Source organism: Microbispora cellulosiformans (genome assembly GCF_008728085.1).
Classification (GTDB): Bacteria; Actinomycetota; Actinomycetes; order Streptosporangiales; family Streptosporangiaceae; genus Microbispora; species Microbispora amethystogenes.
Genome location: NZ_VYTZ01000001.1, coordinates 494,812 through 515,705, shown reverse-complemented (window position 1 = coordinate 515,705; position 20,894 = coordinate 494,812). Strand labels below are relative to the sequence as shown.

The following is a 20,894-nucleotide window of genomic DNA, read 5'->3' as shown; positions in this document are numbered from 1 at the left end:
AAAGGCCGTCCGCCAGTATTCGGTCCACTTGTGGATGACGCTGGTGCCTTTTTGAACGGGCACCCGTTCCGCTTTCTGAGTTATCCACGAACCGGAATTCCGGTGCGCGTTTCACCGCGGCCGGTGGAAGTCACTTCTTGCAGATGTTCTGGGTCGCGGTGCGGGCCGAGGGGGTCGCCACCGGCGTGGAGGCGGGGGAACCCGAGGCGGACGCCGTGGGGGCCGCGGTCACGGTCACCTTCTTCACGTCGTGGTTCTTCTGGCCCACGACCACCTCGATGCCGGTCACGTCCGGCTGCTCGCGCAGTTCGGCGCCCGGGATCGCGGCGGCCACCGTACGGGCCGAGTCCTCGCGGCCGGGCGGGTAGCGGACGACCGTGTTCGCGAAGTCGCGCCGGGCCGTGTCGCCGGGGGCCGACGGCACCATGAACCCCGCCTCGACGAGCTTGGTCTTCGTGGCCGCGCCGAGGCCTTGGATGAGCGTGCCGTTGAGCACCTTGACCGAGATCCGCGCGGGCGGGATGGTCAGGGCCCTCGGCGAGGCCGAGGCCGCGGGGCTGCTCGATGGAGACGCCGACGGTTTCGTGGACGCGGACGCCTTCGCCGGCGGCTCCACGAGGGGCTGGTCGGCGTCGAGCCGCCGGAACAGCTCACGGGCGGCCGGCTTGTCCCACAGCACCGCCGACTCGCCCGTGGGCGAGCGGTAGTTCACGTCGGCCAGCGGCACGGTCGCGAACGCCACGTCGTCGGTCGAGACGTCCCTGAACTGGCTGACCATGCCGAGCAGGTCCTTCTGCAGGGCGGGGTCCACCATGATCGTCCTGAACGTGGAGTCGAGGAACCCGGCGAGCTTGGCCGGGTTGGCCAGCGTGCCGCCGCTCAGCGCCTTGTCGAGCAGCGCCGAGATGACCTGCTGCTGCCGGTCGATGCGGTCGAGGTCCGACCGGGCCGTGGCCCTGGTGCGGGCGTACGCGAGCGCGTTGACCCCGTCCAGGGTGTACGTCCCCGGCCGCAGGTTGAGCTTCGTCTTGGGGTCGTCGATGGCCACCGGCGTGCAGACCGTGACGCCGCCGAGCGACTCCACCACGCCGATGAACCCGAGCACGTTCACCTCGACGTAGTGGTTGATGCGCAGCCCGGTCACCTGCTCCACCGTCTTGACGGTCAGCTTCGGCCCGCCGAACTGGTACGCAGAGTTGATCTTGTGGTCGCCCTTGCCGGGGATCGTCGTCCAGGTGTCCCGCGGCAGGCTGACGACGGTGACCCTGCTGTGGTCCTCCGACAGGTGGAGCACCATCATCGTGTCGGTGCGCTCGCCGACGTCGCGGCCGAGGTGGAGCTGGACCTGCTGGCGCCTGCTCAGGTCGTCGCGCTTGTCCACGCCGACGAGCAGGATGTTCATCGCGCCCCGTGACGTGGTCTCGCTCGTGCCCGCCTCCACGGACCGGATGCGGCCGGAGGCGAAGTTGGGCACCGTCCACAGCACACCCGAGCCGACCAGCACGATTCCGGAGAGCGCGCCCGAGATGACCAGGGATCGGAGGTTGGTCCCGCGGCGGCGGGCGCGCTGCGGCGCCAGCCGCACTCCGCCGTACCCGTCGCCCCCTATGCGGACGCCGGAGTCCTCCTGATCCTCGCCGGGCATTCCCGTCCTCCGGTTGCCGTCTCCACCCCTCCGTACAGTAGCGTGAGCGCCGCCATGAAGCCCTTTCCCGACTCGCGACAGTCGAGCCAGAATCCCGCGCGGAACTGGCCGCCGGTATCGGTGATCATGCCGGTGCTGAACGAGGAGCGGCACCTGCGCGACGCCGTCCGGCAGGTCCTCGAACAGGACTACGAGGGCCCGCTCGAGGTCGTCATCAGTGTGGGCCCGTCCCACGACCGCACCCAGGAGGTGGCCGACGCCATCGCGGCCGAGGACCGCCGCGTCGTCGTCGTGCCGAACCCCACGGGCCGCACGCCCAACGCGCTGAACGCCGCGATCGCCGCGTCCCGCAACCCGATCATCGCGCGGGTGGACGGGCACGCGATCCTGCCCCGCGACTACCTCCGTACGGCGGTCGAGACGCTGGAGCAGACCGGCGCCGACAACGTCGGCGGCATCATGGCCGCCGAGGGGATCACGCCGTTCGAGCAGGCGGTGGCCTGCGCCATGACCTCGAAGATCGGCGTGGGCAACGCCCGGTTCCACACGGGCGGGGAGGCCGGCCCGGCCGACACCGTCTACCTGGGCGTCTTCCGCCGCAGCGCGCTCGACCGGGTGGGCGGCTACGACGAGCACTTCCTGCGCGCGCAGGACTGGGAGATGAACCACCGCATCCGGGAGACCGGCGGGCTGGTGTGGTTCCAGCCGAGGATGCGCGTCACGTATCGGCCCCGGCCCAACGTGCGCGCCCTGGCCAAGCAGTACTTCCACTACGGGCGCTGGCGGCGGGTCGTCTCCCGCACCCACCAGGGCACGATCAACCTGCGTTATCTCGCCCCGCCCGCCGCCGTCGCGGCGATGGCGCTGGGCCTGGTGGTCTCGCCGGTGTTCTGGCCCGGCCTGCTCGTCCCCGGGGGCTATCTCGCGGCGATCGTCGCGGGCTCGGTCCTCACCGGCCGCCACCTGCCGCCCGCCGCGCTCGTACGCCTCCCGGTGGTGTACGCGGCCATGCACGTCTCGTGGGGGACCGGCTTCCTGACCAGCCCCCCGAAGCTCAGCAAGCCCCGTCCCAAGCCGGAACGGGCGAGCCTAGACGACCTTTTCGAAGACTGAGGTGTCCAGCGTGCAGCCGATCGGGTGGGGGACGAGGATCTCCCGCCCGAACGGCACCGTCGAGGTCACCTGGTACCGCCCCTTGACCTGGAAGCCTTCCGTGAGTGATGTTCAGTCGTGTGCGGAGGGGGCGAGGGCTTCGAGGCCGAGGAAGCGGGCGCGCTCCTCGGCGCGGGCGGCGGCCCGCCGTACGGCGTCCTCGAAGCGGGCCAGCGGGTCCGGATGGTCCGGATGGTCCGGGCCGAGCAGGTAGCCCCGCAGGGCGCGGCGGGCGCCGGCCATCTCGTCCTCTCCTGGAGCGTCCAGGCGGCGCAGGATGTCCGGCAGTTCCGCCAGGTCGGGGCCGAGCAGGTAGGCCGCCCCGGCGGCCGGGTAGCGCTCGCGGAAGCGGTCCCCTGACAGGGCGGCCACGTTCGTCACGACGTACGGCTTGCCGCTGGCGACGAAGTCCGACACCACGCTGGAGATGTCGGAGATCAGCACATCGGCCTCGTTGAAGCAGTCGTAGAGCGACGGCTCCCGGCCGGTCACGGCCACGTGGGGAATGCCGGTCCGCTCGCCCAGCAGCGCCATGATCCGCCGGTGGGCCGTACGGGCCGCCGGGGACCGGTGGCCGGTCAGCGGGTGGGGCTTGTAGATCACCCGTACCGGCTGCGCCAGCAGCGCGCGCACGATGGCGGGCCCCATCGCGACGAGCGAGCTGTGGAACACGTCGTCGCTCCACCCCTCCCACGTCGGGGCGTACAGGATGGTCCGGTACGGCGCCGTGCCCTTCGTGTGCGGGCCGGTGCGCCGGATCCCGGCGAGCTGCGGGCGGCCCACCTCCTCGACGGCCTCGTCCCGCACGCCCACCTGGGCGCGCAGGTAACGGTCGCGCCCGGCGGGCCCGGCCACCCAGACCTCGTCGTACACCTTCGTGTACGGATTGAACGACGCCTCCTTGTCGCTGTCGCCGTGGCCGATGAACACGCTGCGGACGCCCGGCACCCGCAGCATGTGGATGTTGTTGCCGACGTTGGCGGGAAACAGCGCGACCCGGACGCCGTCCAGCGCGCGGAAGTTCATGAGGTCCACCGACGAGGGGATGCACACCACCGGCAGCGTCGTCGGGCCGAGGGCCGTGGCGAGCGACCGCTCGCGCAGCACCACCAGCGTCCTCGGCCTGATCCGTTCCAGCGTGCTCAGCCACATCGTGGCCTGGTACGCGGCCGTGGCCGGGCCGGAGAAGTACATGACGACCTCGGGCCGGTAGGCGGCGACCCACTCGTCCACGGCCGACAGGACACGCCGCCGGTCGCCCAGGTGGGCGGCCCGCCGGGCGTGGACCAGCAGCGTGGCGGTGACGACGGCCTCCAGCGCCACGGCCGCGGCGGCGCCCGCGGCGCCCGCCCAGCCGAGGCCGGACGGCGTCAGGGCCGCGGCCGGCACGATCGCCAGCGCGTCGAGGTAGAGCGGGCGGGTGCCGCGCCAGGCGAGCAGCGCGCGGGGCGGCGCGGGCGGGATCGGCAGCGCGGTCAGACGGATGTTGCGCGTCACCACCGGCATCTGGTGGTGGACGCGATCGAGCCGGCAGGCGAGCCAGGTCTGCGCGGCCCGCACGCCGTGGAACAGGAACAGCCCCGTCGCCAGCGCGGCGTACCACCACGGCCGTCCCGGCGCCATCCGCGCCAGCAGCACCACGGCGGCGGTCTCCCGCGCCAGGAAGCGGACCGTGGCCCCAAGATGAGCCCGGCTGAGCGCCGCCGCCGCCCGGCCGGGCAGCGCGGTCTCCGCGGCGTACGACAGCGGCGCCAGCACCGCGAAGGTCGCGGGCAGCGGCCAGACGGCCGCCGCGAGCAGGGCCGGGTACGACGCGAGCGTCAGCGCGGTGAGCAGCCCGCGGTGTCCCCCGGCCAGCCTGCGCAGGCCCCGGCGCCCCCCGGCGGCCAGAGCCAGGCGGCGTGCGAGCGGCGTGAGCCGCGCCTCGGAGGCCGTGCGCCCCCTGATGTTTCCCCCCATGGGCGAACGCCCGTCCCTCCGTACGTGGTTGCGGTCATCGGCTGAGCCGCACGTCCACGACCTGTCCCGTGAGGCGGGACAGCAGCACGTCGAGGCTGGTGCGGGCGACGGCGGCGGGGGAGAGAAGCGTTCCGGCGGGTTCGTCGCCGAACGCGCGCAGCCGCATGGGGGTGGCGGTGCGCTCGGGGTTGACGCAGTTGACGCGGACACCCTGGCAGGCCCACTCGTCGGCGAGCGCCTGGGTGAGGTTGACGACGGCGGCCTTGGTGGAGGAGTACAGGCTGTAGTCGGCCCGGCCGCGCGTGTAGGACGAGGACGTGTAGAGCAGCAGGTGGCCGTGGGTCTCCATCAGGTATTTCACCGAGGCGCGGGCGATGTTGACCGGGCCGAGGTAGTTGACGCCGATGGTCTCCTCGATCGTGTGCTGGCCGGCCTCGCCGAGCCTGCCCATGTGCAGCACGCCCGCCGTGTTGACGACGTGGTCGATCCGGCCGGTCGCGGCGTACACGCGGGCCAGGGCGTCCTCGACGGCGGCGGCGTCCTCGACGCGCACGCCGTTCTCGCTGCGGGAGAAGGAGTGGACGCTCGCGCCGTAGCCCCGGGCGAGCGTGACGACGTCCGCGCCGATGCCGTAGCTGCCGCCGAAGACCACGAGCGTGCGGCCCTCCAGCCCGGCGCGGTACTGCGCCTCGGTCAGCGCGGGAGCGGTGTTCTCGGCGAGCTGGAAGAGCTTGTCGGCCAGATAGACGTCGACCGGGTGGGTGACCTTCATGTTGCGCTCGCTGCCGGGCACGATGTAGATCGGCACGTCGGGCAGGTAGCGCAGCACCACGCCGCAGTCGTCGGTCGTCGGCAGGGAGGGGAACTCGGGGTCGGCCAGGGCGCGCTCGTACGCCGCCCGGATCACCGACAGCCGGAAGCACTGCGGGGTCTGCCCGCGGCGCAGCCGGGAGCGGTCGGGGATGTCGCGGATGATCTCGCCGCGCGGGCCGGGGGCGGCCACGACGATCGTGTCGGAGGACGGGATCGCCACCTCGACCGCCTCGTAGCGGCCGAGCGCCGCCACGCACTCGCTGATGACGCGTGGCTCGATCAACGGCCGGACCGCGTCGTGCAGCAGCACGTCGCACTCCCGCTCGCCCAGCGCGGACAGCGCCCGCCAGGTCGTCTCGGTACGGCTCGCGCCTCCTTCGAGCACCCGGGAGACCTTCGTGTAGCCGTTCCGCCTGACGAGCTCCTCGGCGTCCGGGACGAAGCCGGGGGTCATCAGGACGATCACCTCGTCGATCTCCGGATGGCCGTCGAACACGTCGAGGGTGTGCTCCAGGATCGTCTTTCCGGCGATCTTCAGAAGCTGTTTCGGCGTGTTCAGCCCCACGCGCTGGCCGACGCCGCCGGCCAGCACGACCCCCACCCTGCGCAGACGCGATTCCGCGATCATGATGTCCTCCCCGACAGCAGACCATACCCGTGCCGGAAGCCGCAGAAGGTGATTGCCACCTAGTGATCACTCGGTTACTTTGCGAGGTGAGCACGTGCGGCCGACGTGAAACGGGTTTCCATATGGGGGCGGATCCGAGCAAGCCCGGTACGGTACGGGACACACAGACGGTGGCGGTCGTCCTCGCGACCTCGCCGGCCGCCGGGCTGCCCTGCTCCGACGGCGCCCGGTCGGAGGGCAGCCTCCTGGAGCGGCTCGTCGCCCAGCTGCTCACCCTGCCGGTCCGCGAGGTCGTGGTCGTGGTGAGGAGCCAGGACGGCTGGGAGGGCGAGCGAAGACAGATCGCGGCGGGCGGTCCGGGGCCGCAGGCCGCGGGCGGGCGGCGGCCGGGTCCGGCGGGCGGGCCGGAACGGGAGATCGAGAGCGGCCCGCGGCACCAGATCTGCGTGAGCGACGGCCTCGCCGAGGACCTGCGGATCGTGGCCAAGGCGGCCCGCGCCTCGACCTCCCCGGTCGCCGTGCTGGCCGCCGACGTCGTCGCGCACACCGACGCGCTGGCCCTGCTGCTCGAACATCCCGCCCGCCCGACCGGCGCGATCGTCGCCAGCGGCGACCCGGCCCCGCTGCGGCCGCCCGTGCGGACGGAGTGGGGCCGCGTCGTGTCGGCCGGCACCTCCTTCCACGAGGTCGAGTGGGCCAACGGCACCTTCCGCGGCGTCCTGCAGGTCGGGGAGGCGCACCTCGCCGGGCTCGCCGACCTGGCCGAGGAGCTGGCCGACCTCGCCCAGCGCCGCCACCTCGGGCGGGTGGGCGACACCGAGGTGCCCGAGCTGCTGCTCACCGGGCTCGCCCGGGCGGGCGTCCCGGTGCACGCCGTCACGCCGGGCGCGCTGCACTGCGGGCGGGTCGCGACCCGCCCGGCCGCCGAGCGGGCGGTGCGCGAGCTCGCCGACGTCGACGAGCCGCGGGCCCGGCTGGACGCCGCCGTGAAGAGCGGAGACGGCTTCTTCACGACCTTCTGCGTCAGCTCGTGGTCCCGCCACCTGATCCGGCCGGCCGTACGGCTCGGCCTGACGCCCAACTCGATCACCGGCGTCTCGGTCGCGTTCGCGCTCATCGCCGCCGTCTGGTTCTCCGACGGGCACCGGGCGGGGCTCGTCGTGGGGGCCGTCGCGCTCTACCTGTCGTTCGTGCTCGACTGCCTGGACGGTCAGGTCGCGCGGTACACACGCCGGTTCTCCCCGCTCGGCGGCTGGCTCGACGCCATCTGCGACCGGATCAAGGAGTATGTGGTCTACGTCGGGCTGGTGCTCGGGTACACCTCCGGCCCGGAGGGGTCCTGGCAGATCTGGGCCCTGGCCGTGGCCGCGCTGATCCTGCAGACGATCCGGCACATGGTCGACTTCGCGTACGCCGGATCGCTGGCGGACCGGGCGCGGGCGGCGAGCCTGCGGGCGGCGGCCCCGCGTTCGATGGCGGTGCCCTGGGACGAGGCCCCGGCGGCGGCCGCGGCCTCGGGCACCGGGTCGGTGCTGGCGCTGTCGCGGCGGCTCGACCGGGGTGTGGCCTACTGGCTGAAGAAGATGATCGTCCTGCCGATCGGGGAGCGGACCGCCCTGATCTGCGTCACGGCGGCGCTGTTCGACGCGCGGGTGACGTTCCTCGCGCTGCTCGGCTGGGGCGGGGTGGCGCTCGTCTACACGGCCGCCGGGCGGATGGCGAGGTCCTTCGCATGAGCGAGCGTAGCGAGCGAATCAGTGAACACAGCGCCCGGCGAAATGCTGACCTGCGCGCCTCCGGCACGACCCTGCTTCGAGCCGAAGGCGAGGAGGTGGCATGAGCGAGCGTAGCGAGCGAATCAGTGAACACAGCGCCTGGCGCATGCCGCTCCGAGCCGAAGGCGAGGAGGTGGCATGAGCCGCCCCGGCAATGACGCCGCTTACGACGCCGCTCGGGAGGGCTCCGACGTGATCTCCGTCCACATGACTCCCGTGCCGCGCAGCGTCGTGGTCGCCCAGCGCGACGACGGCCCGCTGTCGCGGGCGATGGGGCTGCTCGTCGCCGGGCAGCTGCCGCCCCTGCCGCCCGCGCTCGCCGGGGCGTTCGTGACCGGCGTGCTGCTGGTCCTCGGCATCGCCGGGGCCGACGACTTCGCGGTCTTCGCGCCCGCGATCGCCCTGCTGCTCGCCGGGGCGGGCAGCGCGCACCGGCACGACGGGCGGCTCGACTGGCTGGCGCCCCCGATTCTGCGCCTCACGGAGTACGGCTTCGTCGCCTCGGCCGGGTTCGCCCGCTCGGTGCCGCCCGTGATCACCTTCGCGCTGCTCGGCGCGATGGCCTTCCACCACTACGACATCGTCTACCGGGTGCGTCAGCACGTGTATCCGCCGCCGTGGCTGGCCACGGCCGGGCTCGGCTGGGACGGCCGGATGCTGGTCGTCGCCCTGGCCGGACTGCTCGATATGGTGGCTCCCGCGTTCGTCCTGCTCGCGCTCTACCTGTGGGGACTGTTCGGCTGGGAGAGCCTTACCTGCTGGCTGGCCGCCCCCCGCACGCCCGACCAGGCGGTGGAACCGGCTCCCCAGGATTAACGTCAGACCAACGGCGGATTACCCAAGTGCGGCCCCGGGCCAACTAACCTTTGGGTTTACTGTCTGACGCTCGACCTCAAGGAGTGCGGGAAATTGCTCGGAATGGTGCTGGCCGCCGGAGCCGGACGTCGCCTGCGGCCGTACACCGACACGCTGCCCAAGGCGCTGGTGCCGGTCGACGGTGAGACCACGATCCTCGACATCGCCCTGCGCAACCTGGCGGCCGTGGACCTGCGCGAGGTCGTGGTCATCGTCGGCTACCAGGCCCAGGCCGTACAGGAGCGCCAGGCCGACCTGGAGCGCCGCCACGGCGTGTCGCTGACGCTGGTGCACAACGACAAGGCCGAGGAGTGGAACAACGCCTACTCGCTGTGGTGCGCGCGTGACCACTTCTCGCGGGGCGCGCTGCTGGTCAACGGCGACACCGTCCACCCGGTCTCGGTGGAGCGGACTCTCCTCGCCGCCGAGGACACCTCCGACATCCTGCTCGCCGTGGACGACGTGAAGTCCCTGGCCGAGGAGGAGATGAAGGTCACACTGGAGGACGGCCGGCTCAAGCGGATCACCAAGCTGATGGACCCCGCCGAGGCGTACGGCGAGTACATCGGCGCCACGCTGATCCGGCCCGGCGCGGCCGAGCGGCTCGCCGACGCGTTGCAGGCCACCTTCGAGCGGGACCCCCAGCTCTACTACGAGGACGGCTACCAGGAGATGGTCCGGCGCGGCGAGACCATCTCCGTGGCGCCGATCGGGAAGGTCGACTGGGTCGAGGTGGACAACCACGACGACCTGGCGAAGGCCCGTGAGATCGCGTGCCGTTACTGAGCCGCGCGGCCTTCTGAGGAGTTCGCATGCCGATTCTGGCAAGGATGCTCCCCGCCCCCCTCACGATGGAGGTGCGGCGGGGCGCGATCGCGCAGCTCGGCACCCTGCTGGCCGACAGCAGGGTGGCCACCTCCGGCCGGGTCGCGGTCGCGGTCGGCGTGGGGCAGGGCGACCGGATCGCCGAGGTCATCGCGCCCTCGCTCGGTGAGGCCAAGGTGCTGCGGGTGGCGGACGGCACGGTCGACGCGGCCGTGTCGCTCGGCGCCGACCTGCGCAAGGGCAACTACGAGGCGGTGATCGGCGTCGGCGGCGGCAGGACCATCGACGCCACCAAGTACGCCGCGTCCCTGGCGGGCATCCCGATGGTCGCGGTGGCCACCAACCTCTCCCACGACGGGATCTGCTCCCCGGTCGCCTCCCTCGTGTACGAAGGGGGCAAGGGCTCGTTCGGGGTACCCATGCCACTGGCGATCATGGTGGACCTGGAGTTCGTCCACGACGCCCCGCCCTCGCTCGTCCGGTCCGGGATCGGCGACGTGCTCAGCAACCTGTCGGCGATCGACGACTGGCAGCTCGGCAACGTCGAACGCGGCGAGCCCATCGACGGCCTCGCGATCTCGATGTCGCGTACGTCCGCCGAGGCCGTTCTGGGAAGGCAGGACTCGATCGAGTCGGACGCGTTCCTGACCGTGCTCGCCGAGGCGCTGATCCTTTCGGGCATGTCGATGGTCATCGCCGGGTCAAGTCGTCCGGCGAGTGGCGGCGATCATGAGATCCTTCATGCCGTGGACCAGCTTTTCCCCGGAACCTCCAACCACGGTGAGCTGGCCGGCATCGGCGCGGCGTTCTGCTACTTCCTCCGGGAGGACGCGCACCGGCTCGGCCAGGTGACCGACTGCCTCAGACGGCACGGCCTGCCGGTCGTGCCCGGCGACGTCGGCCTGACGACCGACCAGTTCACGGCCGCGGTGATGCTGGCCCCCAGCACCCGGCCCGGCCGCTACACCATCCTTGAGCACCTCCGGCTGTCGGAGCCCGAGGTCCGGGCGAGAGTTGAGGACTATGTCCGCGCCGTCGGTAGCTGAGCTTCGCGCGGTCGCCCAGCCGCAGACCACCATGGACCGCCGCAGCGGCGAGCACTGGGCAGGCCTGCTGTACATGCGGCGGCTGTCCATCTACGCCACCTGGCTGCTGGCCAAGACGCCCATCACCCCCAACCAGGTCACCGGCCTGATGATCCTGTGCGGGGTGGCGGCGGGCGCCGTCCTCGCCCTGCCCGGGCTCTGGGCGGCGCTGGCCGCGGCCCTGCTCATCCAGGTCTACCTGCTGCTCGACTGCTCGGACGGCGAGCTGGCCCGCTGGACCGGCCGCACCTCGATCACCGGGGTCTACCTCGACCGGGTCGGGCACTACTTCGCCGAGGCGGCGCTGCTGATCGGCCTGGGCTTCCGGGCGTCGGAGACGCTGCCCGACTGGTACACGGTCATGGGCGTGGCGGCGGCGCTGGGCGCGATCCTGATCAAGTCGGAGACCGACCTGGTCGACGTGGCCCGCGCCCGGTCCGGCCTGGTCGCGACCACCGAGGCGGCGGCGCAGCAGTTCGCCTCGCCGCGGCTCGCGCTGGCCCGCCGGGCGGCGGCGGCGCTGCGGTTCCACCGGGTGATCCAGGCCGTCGAGCTGTCGCTGATCGTCGTGGCCGCGGCGGTGCTCGACAACTGGTTCTCCGCCACGCGGATCCTCATGGTCGCCTGCCTCGTCATCGCGGTGGTCCAGCTCGTGCTGCACCTGGTCAGCATCCTCGCGTCCCGGCGGCTGTCGTGACGGGGGCGGCGCGGCGTGCCGATCGCTCGTACATCCGCGGTTGGGTGGGTGTTTGGTGGCAGTTCCGATACCCTTGTGCCACGGTAAACCAGGCAGCTCCCGGATCGCCCGGCCATACAGACTCGGTGAACATGAAGTCGTGTGCAGTGCGCCCCGCGTCGAGGCGATGACGCGGTGAAGATCTCCTGTGTCATCCTCACCATGGGCAACAGGATCGCCGAGCTCGACCGGGCGGTGGAGTCCGCGCTCACGCAGACCGACGGCGACATCGAGGTGGTCGTCGTCGGAAACGGCGCGGACGTCCCGGAGCTGACCACCGCACCGCCGCTGGGCACCTCGGCGACGATCAAGACGGTCCGGCTGGAGCACAACGCGGGCATTCCCGAGGGGCGCAACCGGGGCGTGCAGGAGTGCTCCGGCGACATCGTCCTGTTCCTCGACGACGACGGCTGGTACGCCAACACCAAGGTGGCCGCGCACGTCCGCGAGCGGTTCACGCACGAGCCCGACCTCGCGGTGATCTCCTTCCGGGTGATGGACCCCGAGGGCGGCCTGGTGCAGCGGCGCCACGTGCCCCGCCTGCGGGCCGGCGACCCCGAGCGCTCCTCCCCCGTGACGACCTTCCTGGGCGGTGCCTGCGCCATCCGCAAGTCGGCGTTCCTCCAGGTCGGCGGGTTGCCCGAGCGGTTCTTCTACGCCCACGAGGAGACCGACCTGGCCTGGCGGCTGCTCGGCGAGGGCTACCGCATCGAGTACGACGCCGAGACGGTGATGTACCACCCGCTGGTGCTGCCGAGCCGGCACACGGACTTCTACCGCCTGAACGCCCGCAACCGGGTGTGGCTGGCCCGCCGCAACCTGCCGTGGCCGCTCGCCGCGCTCTACCTGCTCAACTGGATGGTGCTCACGCTCGTGCGGGAGCGGTCGCTGCCCGCCGTCAAGGCGTGGTTCGGCGGGTTCGTCGAAGGGCTGCGGGAGCCGGCGGGCGAGCGCCGTCCGATGGCCTGGCGCACCGCCTGGCGCATGCTCCGCCTCGGCCGCCCTCCCATCGTCTGACGCCGCGCTCACGGCCACTCCGTACGGGTGGTCTGGTGATCGTGCCCGTCGGCCAGGACGGGACATACGTCCTCAGGAACCACATCCAGCAGCGAACTATAGGATTTCGGGCGATTGTTCTCGTCTGATCTTCTGGGTGTGGGATTGCCGGCTCATCGCGAACGACTCCGCGTCCTCGTCGACACGCCGGCCTTCCAGCGGGTGGTCATCGCCGTCATCGCGCTGAACGCGGTGACGCTCGGGCTGGAGACGTCGCCCGAACTGGCCGACCGCCACTCCACGGCCTTCCTCGTGGTCGACCGGGTCATCATCGCGATCTTCGTCGTCGAGATCCTCGCCCGGATCTCCGCGCACGGGAAGGGGTTCTTCCACGACCCCTGGAACTGGTTCGACCTGCTCATCGTGGCCGCCGCCCTCGTGCCGGCCTCGGAGTCGCTGTCGATCCTGCGGCTCTTCCGGTTCCTGCGCGTCCTGCGGCTGATCTCCGTGGTGCCGGGCATGCGGCGGGTCGTCTCCGCGCTGTTCACCGCGATTCCCGGGCTGACCTCGGCGCTGGTCCTCCTGCTGCTGTCGCTCTACCGACCTGTGGGCCAGTGCTCCGGCGTTCACGCCGGGGGTGAAGGCCCACGCGGGAGTGCCCACCAGGGCGCGAGCGTGCCCTGGCCCTCCACCCGTGAACAGATCAGCTCATGGGTCAAGCCCTGGCGGGAGAGATGCTCACACTGTCCGCTCACATGGGTCGTTTCTGCTGGTCGATGTAGTGCTTGAGGACCGTGAGCGGTGCGTTGCCCACGCTTCCGGCAAGGTGGCAGCCGCACCCAGAAGTGCCCGCTCCACGGGGTACCAGCGGACGGAAGCGCTGTATATCTCGCTGGGATCCGCTCCGAGACGCCCTTCAGTGCGGGTGGCGCCCGCGCCGCAGATCGAGGGGTGACTCACGGTGTGGATTCCGTCACGGTGGCGTAAACCCGGGGGTACGATCAGGGCGTGGAGGTGGCCAGGCAGGCGCGGGCGCACGTGGCGCGACTCGACCTCACCGCCGCCCACATGGCGGTGCTGGACGGTCAGGCCCACACCGCCCGCGCGCTGTGGAACCTGCTGCACGAGTACTGCACCTTCCGGCAGGGCCGCCTGGCCTCGGTCAAGGACTGCGACACCGCGATCCGGCAGACCCGCCGCGAGATCGACTGGATGGGCCGGCTGCCCGCCCAGGCGGCCCAAGCGGTGCTGAGAACCTACCGGCAGGCGTGGGCCAACTTCTTCGACCCCGCCCATCCCGCCGGGCGGCCCGGCTTCAAGAGCCGGTCCCGGTCCCGGATGGCCGTGGATGTCCCCCAGGGGCGGGACCTGAACATCGCCCGGCTGAACCGGCGGTGGGGCGCGGTCAACCTGCCCAAGGTCGGGCGGGTGCGGTTCCGGTGGACCAGGGACCTGCCCGGCGTCACCAGGGGCGGCCCGGCCGGGCGGATCACCGGAGCCCGGCTAGTCAAGGACGCCCACGGGTGGCAGATCGTGTTCCGGACCGAACGCCAGGTGCCTGCCCCGGCCGCCCGCCCCGGCCCTGTGGTGGGGATCGACCTTCGGAGACCTCGGGACCTCGCTGTTCACCATGTTCACGGTGCTCACGGTCGAGAACTGGCCGCAGGTCGCCGAGGACGTGATGGCCAAGGAGCCGATGGCCTGGGTCTTCTTCGCCACCTTCATCGTGATCACGGCGTTCTTCGTCCTCAACCTCCTCATCGGCGTGATCGTCTCGGCGATGGAGGCGGAGGTCAACGCCGCGCGGTGGGAGGAGGACCAGGCGCTGGAGCTGGAGCAGCACACGGCGGTGATGAACGAGATCCGGGCGCTGAACGAGAAGATCGACCGGCTTGCGGCCGCCCTGCCCGCCTCCGCCGACCCCGCTCGCGCGGCCCCCGGCGACGCTCCTCAGGCGGCCTCCGCCGACGCCGCTCGCGGCGGGCTCGCCACCGAGCCCGAGGCCGTGGACCCTGGCGACCCACCGGAGGAGGAGCTCTGCTCCTGCCGTCGGGACCCGTGACGCGCGCCGGTCCCGGGCCGATCCAGGCCTCCCGGGCCGGGCTTCACGCCTGTCGCGGCTCCTCGAACGTCATCGACACGTGTTCGGCGGTGACCGTCAGCAGGGCCCGCCGGGGCAGCCCCAGCTCGCTCAGCTCCTTGGCGATCGGATGGTTGCCGAGCCGGACGAGCGCGCCGCCCGGCCGCCACCGGATCCCCCTGGCGCGGGCGGCCCAGGAGACACGCCGGGTCACCCCGTCCAGATGGGTGTAGGCGTCCGGCACCGGAACGGACCCGCCGACCAGCGGCGCTGGAGCGGCCGGCATCCCCGGCCTGATCAGCAGGTCGACGACCATCCGGCCGTCCCTGCGCAGCACGCACCGCTTGTACGGCGAGCCGAGCCGCAAATCGACGTCGGCCAGTTCCTTCGGGAAGCCCCAGATGCTCCTGCCCGCCTCCAGCGTGAAGCCCTGGTCGACCGGGAGCCAGTGGACGAAGGCGCCCGAGCCCGCCCCGCGCAGGTCCTTGAGACCGGCGAGCAGCCCCCGCCTCGGCGGGGCGCCCGCGCCGGCCGGCCGTACGAGGAACATCACGCCGAACTCGTCGTAGGAGCCGAGGTCGGAGTCGCGGTAGCGGACGAACGCCAGCATGCACAGGGCCTTGCCGGGCAGCACCTCGGTGACGTCCATCCCCGAGTACGCGAGGACCGCACGGGCGGCGTCGGCCCGCACCAGGTAGGCGGCGAGGCACATCGAGGCGTCGCGGACCTCCACCGGCATCTCGACCCGGCGCCCCTGCACGACATGGCTTGCCATGGTTCCAGTACAGCAAGCCCGGCCGCCGGAGGACAGTCGTACGGCGGCAAGGTTGTCCCAGATCGGATGTCGATGCGCGATGAGGCCGATCGTATAGAGGGTGAGGGCCGGCGCCCCGCCTGCCCGCCAGAGGAGGTACGGAAGACGATGAGGCACTATCTGCTGAGCATCCGGCAGCCCGGCGGCGGGACGCCCCCGCCGGAGGTCCTGGACCCGATCATGCGGGAGCTTGCGGTCCTCAACGAGGACCTGCGGGCCGCGGGGGCATGGGTCTTCAGCGGTGGGCTGCACGCCCCGGACACGGCGACGGTGGTCCGGGCGCGCGACGGCGAGGAACTCGTCACCGACGGTCCGTACACCGAGGGCAAGGAGCACGTCGGCGGGCTGACGATCATCAGGGCGTCCGACCTCGACGAGGCGCTGGAGTGGGGCCGCAGGCTCGCGCGGGCGACCACGCTTCCGATCGAGGTGCGTCCGTTCGCGCACGTCGTGGGTGACGACGGCGGAACCGCCTAGCATGCCGGCTCGCATCGGCCCTCCGCCGAGGGAAGGGCGATGACGGGGGTTTCCGACGTCGAGCGGGTGTTCCGCGAGGAGTACGGCCGCGCCGTCGCGGTCCTGGTCCGCGACTTCGGCGACATCGACCTCGCCGAGGAGGCGGTCCAGGACGCCTTCGCGGAGGCGGTGCGGCGCTGGCCGCGGGACGGGACGCCGCCGCGCCCAGCTGGATGGATCATCACGACCGCCCGCAACCGGATGATCGACCGCTTCCGGCGGGAGGCCACGCGCGAGGACAGGCAGGTGCGGGCCGCCTTGTCGCACCACCACGACGAACCGGACGAGGAGGGCGCGGTGCGCGACGACCGGCTCCGGCTGATCTTCACCTGCTGCCATCCCGCGCTCGCTCCCACCGCCCGGGTCGCGCTGACGCTGCGCCTGCTGGGCGGGCTCACCACAGCGGAGATCGCGCGGGCGTTCCTGGTCGCCGAGCCGGCCATGGCCCAGCGTCTGGTGCGGGCCAAGGCCAAGATCCGCGATGCCGGGATCCCGTACAGGGTTCCGCGCGAGGCCGACCTGCCGGACCGCCTCCGGGCCGTGCTGGCCGTCGTCTACCTGATCTTCAACGAGGGGCACACGGCGAGCGCGGGCGACCGGCTGGTCCGCGAGGATCTGTGCGCGGAGGCGATCCGGCTCGGGCGCCTGCTGGCCGAGTCGATGCCCGACGAGCCGGAGGTTCTCGGCCTGCTCGCGCTCATGCTGCTCCTGCACGCGCGCCGGGCGGCCCGCACGACGCCGGACGGCGACCTCGTGCCCCTCGCCGGGCAGGACCGGAGCCTTTGGGACCACGCCCTCGTCGCCGAGGGCCGGGACCTCGTGCGGGCGTGCCTGCGTCGCGACATGCCGGGGCCGTACCAGATCCAGGCGGCGATCAACGCCGTCCACAGCGAGGCGCCGTCCGCCGCCGCCACGGACTGGAGGCAGATCCTCCGCCTGTACGACCACCTGCTGGCGCTCACGCCGAGCCCCGTCGTCGCGCTGAACCGCGCGGTCGTGGTGGCCGAACTCGACGGTCCTCGCGCGGCACTCGCCCTTCTGGAGCCTTTGGACCTGGGCGGCTACCACGTCTTCCACGCCGTACGGGCCGATCTGTTGCGGCGGCTCGGCCGCACCGGGGAGGCGGCCCGCGCGTACGAGGCGGCGGCAGCCCGCAGCCGCAACGCCGCCGAGCGCGCCTTCCTCGAACGCCGCCGCCGGGCGCTCGGCGTGGAGTGAGGCCGGCGGCGGCCCGTCAGGCGGGGACCGTGCGGCCGGGACGCAGGGCGGAGACGGCTCCGGGGGCCTCGGCCCACCGCTCCAGCAGGGCGACGAACTCCCCGGCCACCGCGGGCCAGTGGTAGTGGTTGAGCGCCTCGACGTACCCCCGGGTGCCCATCGCGGCCCGCCGGTCGGGGTCGTCGCGCAGCCGCAGCACCGCCCGCACGACCGCGTCAGCCACCGTGTCGGACGCCGACTCGGACGCCGCGCCGGTGACCGCCCCGGTGTCCGGCCCGGCCTCGCCGAAGGGGACGATCGTGCCGCAGTCGACCCGTCCGACCAGGGACGCGGCGTTCGGCAGCGGGGTCGTCACGACGGGGATGCCGCGCGCCATGTACTCGACGATCTTCGTGGGCGTCGACTGCCGGTAGTTCGGCAGGTCGTGCAGGAGGGACAGCCCGGCCAGGGCGCCCTCGGCCATCCGCAGCGCGTGCCGGTTGGGGACGTACCCGAACCAGTCGAGCACGCCCTCGCGCTGCGCGTCGCGCAGCATCGGGCGGACCGCGGCGTCGGCCGGCCCGATCAGGTCCAGGCGGATGCCGTACGGGCGCAGCCGCCGGGCGACCTCGATCATCTCGGCGGCGCCCCGCGCCGCCGAGATGTGCCCGACATAGACGACGCGGGAGTCACCCGGCGGCGGAGGCGGCGTCGGCGGCACGTACGTGTGGTTGGGCACGACGGGGTGCGGGCCGGGGAAGCGCGCCCGGTAGGCCTCCTCGGCGAGGATCAGGTGGAGGCGGCGCTCGGCCCGGCTCTCGATCGCCCGGATCAGCGGCGGCAGGACGCCGCGCAGCGGCCCCGGAAGGTACGACTTGGTGTCCAGCGCGGCGATCGTGTCCTCGTGGACGTCCCAGACCGTGGGCGGCCTTCTGCGCGGCAGGGTGAGCAGCAGCTCGATGTCGTGCACGAGCAGCAGGTCGGCGTCCCGCGAGGCCCTGCGCAGGGCCGAGGAGGACGCCCGCAGCGCCCTGCTCCGGTGCAGGCCCACCGCCCGGGGCACGTCGACGGCGCGGATCCCCGGCGACGGCGTCACGTTGCAGTGCGTGAACGGCGCGACGAAGGTCACCTCGTGTCCCGCGTCGAGCAGCGCCCGGATCTGCCGGTGGGTGATCCGCGCGTCCTCCGGGTGATGCACGGTCGTGGCGACACATACCCTCATACAGGGAGGCTGGCCGCGCAGTCCGAAATGACCGGATGCCTCGGGTGAATGCTCCCCGAAATGCGGCTGAACTTCCCGTGCGGGCGCTACTTCGTCGCCTGCGCGCTCGGCCTGCGGTAGAGCCAGGTGAGCCGGGGCTCAAGCAGCCACTTGAACGCGGTGCGGGTCACCGGCAGGCACAGCACGATGGCCAGGGCGAAGCACGAGCACACGATGGCCGCCACCCCGAGGGGGCCGTACAGCCAGGGCACGCTGAGCCAGCCCATCTCCTTGGCGATCATGATGGGCACGCCGTGCAGCAGGTAGCAGTAGAGCGTGCGGGTACCGAGGTCGGTGAACCACGTCTGCCGCCGGGGAACCAGCGACATCACGGCCGCCGACATGGCCAGCGCGGCCACGAGCAGCCCCGTACGCAGCGCCATGCCCTTCCACCACACCAGGTGGAGGTCCTTGAAGCTGTTCTTGTAGTAGATCGGGCCGAGCTTGATCGAGTAGTTCGTCACGAGGAAGACGGCCACGCCCGCCGCGCCGAGCAGGACGACCACCGACAGTGCCCGCACCCAGCGCTGCTTGAGGAAGTCGAAGACCTCCGGCTTGAGCACGAGGCCGAGCACGAAGAACGGCAGCAGGCCGAAGAACCGGTCCATGCTGAAGTCACCGGTCAGTTCGGAGAATCCGGCGAAGAGATACACCGCGATCGAGATGACGAACGGATAGCGCATGCGCTTCCACACGGGTGTGGACAGCCGCCAGAACAGCAGGGCCAGCAGATACCAGTTCAACCACGCCGGGTCCATGATCGTGATGCTGAACTTGTGCCCGAAGGCGGTGCGCAGCAGGGCGTAGCCCACCTCGACGATCACGTAGGGCACGAGGAACGTGTCGACCAGCTTGTTGGTCTTGGCGTTGGAGTTCCAGAAGTTCCTGGACAGGTAGCCGCTGATGATGACGAACAGCGGCATGTGGAAGACGTAGATGAACAGGTACGCCGCCCGCGACGAGTCGGCCGCGAGCGTCGGGACCAGCGCGTGCCCGATCGGCACCAGGGCGATGCCGACGAACTTCACGTTGTCCAGGTAGGGATCGCGCGGCTTCCTGGCCCGGGGCGCGGGCTCCTGCTCGGGCTCCTGCCCGGGGTCGCCGCCCTCCATCCCGTCCTGCCGGTCCGTACGCCGGGCGAACGGATCGCCGAACGGGTCGGCGGACCGGCTGGGCGCCTCGGCCCAGGCGGGCAGCGGAGCGCGCAGCGGCCTGCCGAGCGGGCCCGTCGGGCGGGGGTCCGGCACGCCGTCGTCCTGGACGCGCCGCCAGGGGTCCCACTGGCCGGGGTCGCCCTCCGGGCCGGGCCACGCGGGGGCCGCCGGGGCCTCCGGCACGGGCGCGGCCTGGAAGGCGGCGGGCGCGGCGTGCGAGGCCGCTCCTCCGGGGGGCGGGGGAGGGGCCGTGAAGTCGGTGATCGGCGCCTGGAAGGCGGTGGGCGGGTCGTCGTCCGGGAACGGCCGTTCGCCGCGACCACCGGACGCGGCCCGCTGCGAGTAGGGCGGGACGCCGAAGGGATCGTCCGGAGGCGAGGACAGCGCGGCGGTGCCGGTCGGCGGGGTGTCCAGGAACGGGTTCACGGACATGTCGGGACCGGCCTCGGGGCCGCCGAAGGCCGGAGCGGGGAAGGCGGGCGGTGCAGCGGCCGGGTTCGGCGGCGTTCCGAAGACATCGGCTCCGCCGCCCCCGAAGGCCGGGGCGGGGAAGGCGGGCGGTGGAGCGGTGGGGTTCGGCGGTGTCCCCAAGACGTCGGTTTCGCCGCCGCCGAAGGCGGGAGCGGGGAAGGACGGTGGCGTTCCGAAGGATTCGGTTTCGCCACCGCCGAATGCCGGGGCGGGGAAGGCGGGGGTGCCGCCGGGGACGGGTGTGGGGGCGTCCGGGCCGGATGCCAGGGGCCGCCTGCCCGGCCCGTTCGGTCCCCGGCCGGGACCGGTCTGCCCCCGTCCGGCGGAGAAGTAGTCGAATCCCGGGGCGGAGGGCGCGGACTCGGGCGGCGCGCCCAGCCGGGCGGCCCCCGGCCTGCGCGGCGTGCGTACGGGCAGGGGCTGCTTCTCGTACGGCGCCTGGCCGGCGGGAGACGCCCCGCCTGCCGGGGCCTGCGCCTGCGGCGTCGCGTCGCCCGGCCGGCCGTCCTCGTGGCGTCCGCGCACGGGCAGACCGGGGTCGCCCTCCGCGGCCGGATCCGGGGCGCCGCCCTCGTGGCGGCCGTGAGCCGGCGCGCCGGGCTGGTCCGCGTGGGGTTCGCGCACCGGAGCGCCCGTGGCCGACGGCTCCCGGCGGGCCGGACCGCCCTCCGGAGCGGGCCAGTCTCCGGTGATGCGGCCTATCACTCCGGTAGGAGCCTCTTCGGCGTCGGCGTCGACGCCTGGCGGGGAACCGGGAACCGGGGGATGACGGCGGGTGTCACTCACGGGAGAAACGCTCAGCTATCTGTCGGGGGAGGCTCGGGGGACGGCCACGCTCCAGGGGCACCCGAGGCGTGTCACCGCGTCCTTTCGGACACTAGCGAAGGCGCCCCGGCGCATCAGCCGAACGGGCGAACAGGGGCGCGTTCGCC

The 20,894-nt window shown here is 72.4% G+C and carries 17 protein-coding genes; 11 read left to right on the top strand and 6 right to left on the bottom strand.

Annotated elements, in window-relative coordinates; all coding sequences use genetic code 11:
• Positions 1-130: 130 nt before the first annotated feature.
• A complete protein-coding gene (locus F5972_RS02075; protein WP_150930492.1) occupies positions 131-1,645 on the bottom strand; it encodes an LCP family protein in 1,515 nt (504 codons plus the stop codon).
• Between the two features lie 54 nt (positions 1,646-1,699).
• Here F5972_RS02075 and F5972_RS02070 point away from each other — a divergent pair, with 54 nt between their 5' ends.
• A complete protein-coding gene (locus tag F5972_RS02070) occupies positions 1,700-2,758 on the top strand; it encodes a glycosyltransferase family 2 protein (RefSeq protein ID WP_150930490.1) in 1,059 nt (352 codons plus the stop codon).
• Positions 2,759-2,869: 111 nt separating this feature from the next.
• On the opposite strand, the gene F5972_RS02065 is transcribed toward F5972_RS02070, so the two are convergent.
• Together F5972_RS02065 and F5972_RS02060 are read right to left on the bottom strand one after the other, a co-directional pair.
• Entirely contained in the window at positions 2,870-4,756 is a 1,887-nt protein-coding gene (locus F5972_RS02065; protein WP_150930489.1) for a CDP-glycerol glycerophosphotransferase family protein, read from the bottom strand.
• 34 nt (positions 4,757-4,790) lie between these two features.
• The gene (locus F5972_RS02060; protein ID WP_150930487.1) at positions 4,791-6,197 is read right to left on the bottom strand and encodes a bifunctional cytidylyltransferase/SDR family oxidoreductase; all 1,407 of its coding nucleotides are present in this window, start codon (positions 6,195-6,197) and stop codon (positions 4,791-4,793) included.
• A gap of 170 nt (positions 6,198-6,367) precedes the next feature.
• Here F5972_RS02060 and F5972_RS02055 point away from each other — a divergent pair, with 170 nt between their 5' ends.
• The 8 genes from F5972_RS02055 (at position 6,368) to F5972_RS02020 (ending at position 14,531) form a co-directional block, all read left to right on the top strand.
• A complete protein-coding gene (locus F5972_RS02055) occupies positions 6,368-7,933 on the top strand; it encodes a CDP-alcohol phosphatidyltransferase family protein (RefSeq protein ID WP_225311098.1) in 1,566 nt (521 codons plus the stop codon).
• Between the two features lie 177 nt (positions 7,934-8,110).
• A complete protein-coding gene (locus tag F5972_RS02050) occupies positions 8,111-8,788 on the top strand; it encodes a DUF5941 domain-containing protein (protein ID WP_225311097.1) in 678 nt (225 codons plus the stop codon).
• A gap of 93 nt (positions 8,789-8,881) precedes the next feature.
• A complete protein-coding gene (locus F5972_RS02045) occupies positions 8,882-9,613 on the top strand; it encodes a phosphocholine cytidylyltransferase family protein (RefSeq protein ID WP_150930483.1) in 732 nt (243 codons plus the stop codon).
• A 44-nt stretch (positions 9,614-9,657) separates the two neighbouring features.
• Positions 9,658-10,698: an iron-containing alcohol dehydrogenase family protein gene (locus tag F5972_RS02040; protein ID WP_191909935.1), complete on the top strand. Its 1,041-nt coding sequence runs from the start codon at positions 9,658-9,660 to the stop codon at positions 10,696-10,698.
• A complete protein-coding gene (locus F5972_RS02035; RefSeq protein ID WP_150930479.1) occupies positions 10,676-11,434 on the top strand; it encodes a CDP-alcohol phosphatidyltransferase family protein in 759 nt (252 codons plus the stop codon). The genes F5972_RS02040 and F5972_RS02035 overlap by 23 nt, the downstream gene beginning before the upstream one ends.
• Positions 11,435-11,608: 174 nt before the next feature.
• On the top strand, positions 11,609-12,490 hold the full coding sequence (locus tag F5972_RS02030; protein ID WP_150930478.1) for a glycosyltransferase family 2 protein: 882 nt from the start codon (positions 11,609-11,611) through the stop codon (positions 12,488-12,490).
• A 138-nt stretch (positions 12,491-12,628) separates the two neighbouring features.
• Positions 12,629-13,258: an ion transporter gene (locus tag F5972_RS02025; protein WP_191909898.1), complete on the top strand. Its 630-nt coding sequence runs from the start codon at positions 12,629-12,631 to the stop codon at positions 13,256-13,258.
• A gap of 769 nt (positions 13,259-14,027) precedes the next feature.
• Entirely contained in the window at positions 14,028-14,531 is a 504-nt protein-coding gene (locus F5972_RS02020; RefSeq protein ID WP_318527499.1) for an ion transporter, read from the top strand.
• A gap of 43 nt (positions 14,532-14,574) precedes the next feature.
• On the opposite strand, the gene F5972_RS02015 is transcribed toward F5972_RS02020, so the two are convergent.
• Entirely contained in the window at positions 14,575-15,324 is a 750-nt protein-coding gene (locus tag F5972_RS02015; protein WP_150930472.1) for an acetoacetate decarboxylase family protein, read from the bottom strand.
• A gap of 147 nt (positions 15,325-15,471) precedes the next feature.
• Here F5972_RS02015 and F5972_RS02010 point away from each other — a divergent pair, with 147 nt between their 5' ends.
• Together F5972_RS02010 and F5972_RS02005 are read left to right on the top strand one after the other, a co-directional pair.
• Positions 15,472-15,840 carry a YciI family protein gene (locus F5972_RS02010; RefSeq protein WP_150930469.1) on the top strand — a complete coding sequence of 123 codons (369 nt, stop codon included), beginning with the start codon at positions 15,472-15,474 and terminating at the stop codon, positions 15,838-15,840.
• Between the two features lie 39 nt (positions 15,841-15,879).
• The gene (locus F5972_RS02005) at positions 15,880-17,097 is read left to right on the top strand and encodes an RNA polymerase sigma factor (RefSeq protein WP_150930467.1); all 1,218 of its coding nucleotides are present in this window, start codon (positions 15,880-15,882) and stop codon (positions 17,095-17,097) included.
• 16 nt (positions 17,098-17,113) lie between these two features.
• Here the strand turns inward: F5972_RS02005 and F5972_RS02000 are convergent, their stop codons facing one another.
• Both F5972_RS02000 and F5972_RS01995 read right to left on the bottom strand, forming a co-directional pair.
• The gene (locus F5972_RS02000) at positions 17,114-18,298 is read right to left on the bottom strand and encodes a glycosyltransferase (RefSeq protein ID WP_150930465.1); all 1,185 of its coding nucleotides are present in this window, start codon (positions 18,296-18,298) and stop codon (positions 17,114-17,116) included.
• 86 nt (positions 18,299-18,384) lie between these two features.
• Positions 18,385-20,748 carry an acyltransferase family protein gene (locus tag F5972_RS01995; RefSeq protein WP_150930464.1) on the bottom strand — a complete coding sequence of 788 codons (2,364 nt, stop codon included), beginning with the start codon at positions 20,746-20,748 and terminating at the stop codon, positions 18,385-18,387.
• Between the last annotated feature and the right edge of the window lie 146 nt (positions 20,749-20,894).